Annotated in this window: 6 protein-coding genes; 5 read left to right on the plus strand and 1 reads right to left on the minus strand. The window is 45.9% G+C overall.

The window, feature by feature from the left end:
• The first annotated feature begins 215 nt into the window (after positions 1-215).
• The 3 genes from AC5O63_RS20690 (at position 216) to metF (ending at position 4,917) form a co-directional block, all read left to right on the plus strand.
• Positions 216-1,382 (plus strand): O-succinylhomoserine (thiol)-lyase, encoded by a 1,167-nt coding sequence (locus tag AC5O63_RS20690; protein WP_494506116.1) that lies wholly within the window; start codon positions 216-218, stop codon positions 1,380-1,382.
• Positions 1,382-3,796, plus strand: coding sequence for a bifunctional aspartate kinase/homoserine dehydrogenase II (locus AC5O63_RS20695; RefSeq protein WP_494506117.1), 2,415 nt, complete (start codon positions 1,382-1,384; stop codon positions 3,794-3,796). The genes AC5O63_RS20690 and AC5O63_RS20695 overlap by 1 nt, the downstream gene beginning before the upstream one ends.
• Positions 3,797-4,026: 230 nt before the next feature.
• Positions 4,027-4,917, plus strand: a complete 891-nt coding sequence (gene metF / locus AC5O63_RS20700; protein ID WP_494506118.1) for a methylenetetrahydrofolate reductase — start codon at positions 4,027-4,029, stop codon at positions 4,915-4,917.
• A gap of 96 nt (positions 4,918-5,013) precedes the next feature.
• Here the strand turns inward: metF and zapB are convergent, their stop codons facing one another.
• Positions 5,014-5,256 carry a cell division protein ZapB gene (gene zapB, locus AC5O63_RS20705; RefSeq protein WP_171325587.1) on the minus strand — a complete coding sequence of 81 codons (243 nt, stop codon included), beginning with the start codon at positions 5,254-5,256 and terminating at the stop codon, positions 5,014-5,016.
• Positions 5,257-5,569: 313 nt separating this feature from the next.
• On the opposite strand from zapB, the gene glpX reads away from it, so the two are divergent.
• Both glpX and AC5O63_RS20715 read left to right on the plus strand, forming a co-directional pair.
• On the plus strand, positions 5,570-6,577 hold the full coding sequence (glpX, locus tag AC5O63_RS20710; RefSeq protein WP_494506119.1) for a class II fructose-bisphosphatase: 1,008 nt from the start codon (positions 5,570-5,572) through the stop codon (positions 6,575-6,577).
• A gap of 69 nt (positions 6,578-6,646) precedes the next feature.
• Positions 6,647-6,793 (plus strand): hypothetical protein, encoded by a 147-nt coding sequence (locus AC5O63_RS20715; RefSeq protein ID WP_494506120.1) that lies wholly within the window; start codon positions 6,647-6,649, stop codon positions 6,791-6,793.
• Positions 6,794-7,028: the final 235 nt, after the last annotated feature.

Genomic DNA, 7,028 nt, shown 5'->3' on the forward strand with positions numbered 1-7,028 from the left:
CACCTTTCGTTATTTTTTATGGTTGAAAATAGAATCCCTAATTTTAGCGGTATTTATAGCCACAAGCAAAGACATATAGACGTCTAGAAGTGTTGACGTCCACAATAATGATAAGTAAAGTGGAAAGGTATGGGATTGGAATAACATATATCTAACAAGATAAAGGTATAGCGTATTCCCAAATAGAAGTCACTAAAGTTCGAAAGGAAACACTTATGAGCACCCGCAAACCAGCCACAATCGCGGTACGTACTGGTATCGAGTCCGACACTCAACATCACGCAGTTGTTCCACCTATTTACCTCTCGACAAATTATGGCTTCCCAGCCTTTGGTGATGTACCAAAGTACGATTACACCCGCTCAGGCAACCCAAACCGCGGGCTACTCGAAACTGCTCTGTTTGAACTTGAGTCAGGTAAAGGCGCGGTCGTGACCAACTGTGGTACTTCGGCACTGAATCTATGGGTATCCGCTTTCCTTGGCCCAGATGACCTTATCGTCGCACCGCACGATTGCTACGGTGGTACTTACCGTCTATTCAATACCCGCGCAAATAAAGGTGATTTCAAAGTTCTATTTGTTGATCAATCTAACGAACAAGCCTTTGCTGAGGCCCTAGCTAAAAAGCCTAAACTGATTCTATTGGAAACACCATCTAACCCGTTAGTTCGTGTCGTCGACATCGCAAATGTATGTGAGAAAGCCAAACAAGTTGGTGCTCTAGTGGCTGTCGACAATACCTTTTTGACACCCGTGTTCCAAAAGCCTTTAGACCTTGGCGCCGACTTTGTTATTCACTCAACCACTAAGTATATCAATGGTCACTCTGATGTTATTGGCGGTGTTGTCATTACCAAAACAGAAGAACACGCTGAAGAACTTGCTTGGTGGGGGAACTGTATTGGTGCAACAGGCACACCATTTGATAGCTACATGACGTTGCGCGGCATCCGTACACTGGGGGCGCGTATGAAGGTGCATGAGGAGAGCTCTCGCCAAATTTTAGACTTCTTACAGACCCAAGACTTAGTCGGTAACATCTATCATCCTAGCCTGCCTGAGCACCCAGGCCATGAGATTGCTAAAAAGCAGCAAACAGGCTTTGGTTCTATGCTCAGCTTCGAATTCGCGGGTAGCTTTGCACAACTTAAATTCTTTGTTGGTGAACTAGAGCTTTTCTCACTTGCTGAATCTCTCGGCGGTGTAGAGAGTCTAATCTGTCACCCTGCTTCAATGACTCACCGAGCGATGGGTGAAGAAGCACTTGCAGAGGCAGGTGTTTCCCAACAACTTCTGCGCCTGTCGGTTGGGCTTGAAGATGCAGAAGATTTAATTGCTGACCTTGAACAAGCTTTTGCAAAAGCTAAGGAAGCCTTCTAATGCCTACTACTCAACGTCAACTCCATAAGTTTGGTGGAAGCAGCCTAGCCGATCCTGAATGCTACCGCCGCGTCGTCGGTATCTTAAAAGAATATTCACAATCAGAAGATCTGATTGTTGTTTCAGCTGCAGGTAAAACGACCAACCGTTTGATTGCATTTCTCGAAGCCCTCAATAAAGATGGCCGTATTGCTCATGAAGAACTTCAAGCACTACGCCAGTTTCAAACTGAGCTGATTGAAACGCTTATTGAAGGAGAAGTAAAACAGCAGCTACTCGCTACTTTAAATGATGAGTTCAGCACCTTGGGCGAGTTGACTTATCCGCTTAACGAAGCTGAGAAAGCAGCCGTTTTAGGCCATGGCGAAGTATGGTCTTCACGCCTATTGGCAGCGCTGCTCAATCAACATTCATTGCCTGCCGTAGCTCAGGATGCTCGCGCATTTTTACGTGCTGAAGCGGGCACTCAACCTGAAGTCGACTTTGGTGCTTCTTACCCGTTAACTAAAGAAGTATTAGTGCAACACGCTCACCATAGAGTGGTGATCACTGGCTTTATGGCTCAAGATAGTCAAGGTCATACCGTATTATTAGGGCGTAATGGTTCAGACTATTCAGCAACCGTTATCGGCGCGCTGGCAGAAGCGAAACGCGTAACCATCTGGAGTGACGTAGCAGGTGTATACAGTGCAGACCCAAGGTTAGTGTCAGATGCCTGTCTTCTGCCGCTATTACGCTTAGATGAAGCCAGTGAGCTTGCAAGACTTGCTGCCCCTGTACTGCATAGCCGTACATTACAGCCCGTTGCTCAAAGTGCGATGGATCTGCATCTTCGTTGCAGCTACCAACCAGAATCAGGCTCTACACGCATTGAACGTGTTCTTGCTTCTGGTCGCGGCGCAAAAATCATCTCATCCCTAGATGAAGTGCTATTAATTCAACTCAATTTCACCTCTGGTCATGATTTCCAGCGAGTCGAAAATGAGGTACTTGCAAGCCTCAAGCGAGCCCAGCTTGAACCACTGACTTATGAGGCTCAAGCCGACCAACATTGCTTACGTCTCGCTTATACAAGTGAAATAGTGGGTGGCGCTTTAGAGTATCTCCAAGACGCAGCAATTGAAGCGGAGATTAAGCTTAAAGAAGGTTATTCGATGGTAGCGGCGGTAGGAGCAGGCGTAACCAAGAATGCTAACCACTGCTATGGTTTCTACCAGCAACTCAAGTCTTCACCTGTCGAGTTTATTTCCGAGTCATTGTCAGGGCTTAGCTTAGTTGCCGTTTTACGCACAACCGATACTAAGCCTTTAGTTAAAGCTATTCATAGCCAATTGTTCCAAGCCCAGAAACGTGTCGCCATTGCCCTATGTGGTAAAGGCAATATAGGCTCAAGCTGGTTAGAACTGTTCACCGAGCAAAAGGGCGAGCTAGAAAAGCGTCATGGCATGAACTTTGAGTTAGTGGCTGTGATCGATAGCCAAACTTATTGGTTCGACCCGAAAGGAATTGATGCGAGCCAAGTTGGTGTTCATTTCGATGACGAAGCGACTAGCCACGAAGGAAACGACTGGATTGAAAAACTCGGTGCTATTCAAGGCTATGATGATCTTGTTGTGTTGGATGTGACTGCCAGTCAAACCTTAGCCCAACGCTACTTAGAAATTGCGGAGCAAGGCATGCACTTGATCTCGGCAAATAAAGTCGCGGGGTCAGCTTCTAGCCAATACTACCATCAGGTTCAAGACGCCTTCGCAAAGATCAATCGTCACTGGCTTTACAACGCTACCGTTGGTGCAGGGCTGCCAATTAACCACACAGTTCGAGACCTACGAGAAAGCGGCGATGACATTATCGCATTATCAGGTATTTTCTCAGGCACCCTCTCGTGGCTATTCCAGCAATACGATGGCAGCGTTCCTTTTGCTGAGCTGGTAGACCTAGCGTGGCAGCAAGGCTTAACTGAGCCCGACCCTCGCAGCGACCTAGACGGTTCAGACGTTATGCGTAAACTAGTCATCCTAGCGCGCGAGTCAGGCCTTACATTGGAACCAGAAGCGGTAAAAGTTGAAAGTTTGGTACCTACAGAGCTCGCTGAGCTATCCCTAGATGAATTTCTTGATAAGAGTGCGCTATTAAGTGAACTGCTCGCAGAGCGCCTTGAGAAAGCTCAGCGCGAAGACAAAGTGCTTCGTTATGTCGCAAGATTAGAGAAAAATGGTACTGCAACGGTAGGTGTTGAAGCGCTAAGCAAAGAGCATGCTCTAGCGAACTTACTGCCATGTGACAATATATTCGCTATCGAGAGTAAGTGGTATAAAGACAATCCACTTGTTATCAGAGGCCCTGGCGCAGGCAGAGAAGTCACCGCAGGTGCGATTCAATCTGATTTGAACCTCCTCTCAAGTTTACTCTAACTCACAAAGGCGCTGATCTCCTCGGCGCCTTTTTACTTTATTCTCTTTCAATCCCATATCAATTTACTTCAACTAAACTTGAAGCCAGCTCATGATTAAGTTGAAAAATATTCATAATCACATTATTGACATTAAATCGTATTCAATACATTCTGTAGACATATAGACGTCTAAACGTCGATTTGGAATTTTAGAGTTTTATGGCACGGAGTGGCCACAGGGAGAGTAAGATGGGATACACGCACGCAGGTCATATCGACGCCTTAAATCAGAATATCGCCGAACTGTCTGACAATATCAATGTGTCATTTGAGTTTTTTCCACCTAGTAGCGAAAAGATGGAAGAAACACTTTGGAACTCTGTGCACCGCCTTAAGACTCTACAACCAAAATTTGTTTCGGTTACCTATGGTGCTAACTCCGGTGAGCGAGATAGAACACACTCGATTATCAAAGAGATCAAAGATCAAACAGGTCTAGTTGCCGCGCCGCACTTAACCTGTATTGATGCATCACGTGAAGAGCTTGTCCGAATCGCTGATGACTACTGGGCAAATGGTATTCAAAGTATTGTCGCGCTGCGTGGTGATATTCCCCCAGGTGGTGGTAAGCCTGAAATGTACGCTTCTGACCTCGTCACTTTGCTAAAAGAGCGCCATGACTTCGATATCTCAGTTGCTGCTTTCCCTGAAGTTCACCCAGAAGCAAAAAGCGCTCAAGCTGACCTACTTAACCTAAAACGTAAGGTAGATGCAGGTGCGAGCCGAGCTATCACTCAGTTCTTCTTTGACGTAGAGAGTTACTTGCGATTCCGTGACCGCTGCGTGGCGGCAGGCATTGATGTAGAAATCGTTCCCGGCATTTTACCTGTTTCGAACTTCAAGCAAGCTTCTCGCTTTGCGGCGCAGAACAACGTTAAAGTTCCGGGGTGGATGGCTAAACAGTTTGAAGGCTTGGATGATGACCCAACGACAAGACAGCTAGTTGGTGCAAGCCAAGCGATTGACATGGTGCGTACATTGAGCCGTGAAGGGGTTAAGGATTTCCATTTCTACACCCTCAACCGTGCGGAAATGACTTACGCCCTGTGCCACACTTTAGGCGTTCGCCCTAAAGCTTAGATAATGTTCCAAAATGACTAAGTATTGCTTGGTCATTATTGTCCGCAGAAAGCAAAAAGGCTGAACCTAAGTTCAGCCTTTTTATTCGAGTAGTGATTACTCTACTTCATCCATTTTGCCAAGTAGGCTACGGATGCGCTCTTGCCAAGCAGAGTGCTCTTGCTGCATTTGCTGAGCTTTTTGTTCTAGCTCTTCACGGTTGCTACGTAGTTCGTTTGCTTCAGTTGCTAGCTTTTCTTTCTCTTCTTTCAGTTCTTCAACTTCCATTTGTAGAAGAGCAATTGTATCTACTGCAGTTTGGATTTTTGCTTCTAGTTGTTCTAATACTTCAAAAGACATCTTAGCCTACCTATCTATTATTCGGAGAAGGTTTTGGTCACCTATGTTCCAAAACCATTTGCAACCATTCTACTCAGCCGAGAGCGGATAAACACGCCCTATATTGTAGTTTTTTTGCCATTCGATTAAAAAAACAGCGTAAATTGACAATGGCCTTACATCCCTCAAGCGAGCGACATCTATTTGTTAATTTAACCTGTTAGATTGATCCAGTTCAATGGCTGTTCGAGCAAAAAGGCAAACGTTTCCTTTCTGATATGATAAGATCCTGCCGTTTTTGTTTTTCTCTCTTTCCTAATACTTTGGAGTCTTCATGAAACGCGATTTAGCAATGTCATTTTCTCGAGTTACCGAGGGTGCAGCTTTAGCAGGTTACAAGTGGCTTGGCCGCGGCGATAAGAACGCAGCAGATGGCGCTGCGGTTGAGGTCATGCGCAGCTTACTTAATAAAACCGAGATCAGTGGAGAGATCGTGATCGGTGAGGGTGAAATCGACGATGCACCTATGCTGTACATTGGTGAGAACGTAGGTATTGGTGGAGACGAAGTAGACATCGCAGTTGATCCTATTGAAGGCACACGTATGACTGCAATGGGTCAGTCTAATGCTCTAGCAGTACTTGCAGCTGGTGAAAAAGGCAGTTTCCTTAAAGCTCCTGATATGTACATGGAGAAGTTAGTTGTTGGCCCTGGTGCAAAAGGCTGTATCGACCTCAATAAACCGCTTAAAGAAAACCTAGAGAACATCGCGCAAGCGCTGAACAAGACTTTAGATACACTTGTGGTCATTACCCTAGCAAAGCCTCGTCATGATGCTGTGATCGCAGAAATGCAGGCAATGGGTGTTCGCGTCTTTGCTGTACCAGATGGCGATGTTGCTGCATCTATTCTAACTTGTATGCCTGATAGCGAAGTGGACGTTATGTACTGTATCGGTGGTGCTCCTGAAGGTGTTGTTTCAGCGGCTGTGATTCGTGCATTGGATGGTGATATGCATGGTCAACTACTGCCTCGCCATGAAGTGAAAGGTGATAATGAAGAAAACCGCATCTATGGCGCTGCAGAACTTAAACGCTGCGAAGAAATGGGCGTAAAAGCTAATGTCGTGCTTAAGATGGAAGACATGGCACGTAGCGATAACGTTGTATTCTCTGCAACAGGTATTACTAAAGGAGACCTACTAGAGGGTATCTCTCGCCAAGGTAATATCGCTACGACTGAAACTCTGTTAATTCGTGGTCGATGCCGTACTATTCGTCGTATTAAATCGACTCACTACCTAGAGCGTAAAGATCCTGAAGTAAGAGATATTATTCTTTAATAGGTAAACGTCAAAAAATCATAGAAGGTCAGCAGCTGCTGGCCTTTTTTGTTGGGCAGCGATACTAGGATGCGGGAACGCACTTCGTCCTACGGAAAACTGGAAAACTGGAAAACTGGAAAACTGGAAAACTGGAAAACTGGAAAACTGGAAAACTGGAAAACTGGAAAACTGGAAAACTGGAAAACTGGAAAACTGGTTGATTGTGTCTTCTAGGAGACAAGCCCTGTCAACACCTTCTAAACCATCGGCTCTATCAACTTAATATCAACACTCAACTCTCGTAGGGCGAAGCCCGCTCCCGATTCTAGAGGACGAAGTCCGTTCCAGTTCTCCTATACGCAGATACAAAAAGACCTCAGCATTTCTGCTGAGGTCTGGAATAAGTGGCGGAGCGGACGGGACTCGAACCCGCGACCCCCGGCGTGACAGGCCGGTATTCTAACCAACT

This window comes from Vibrio sp. SCP2, from assembly GCF_059295395.1.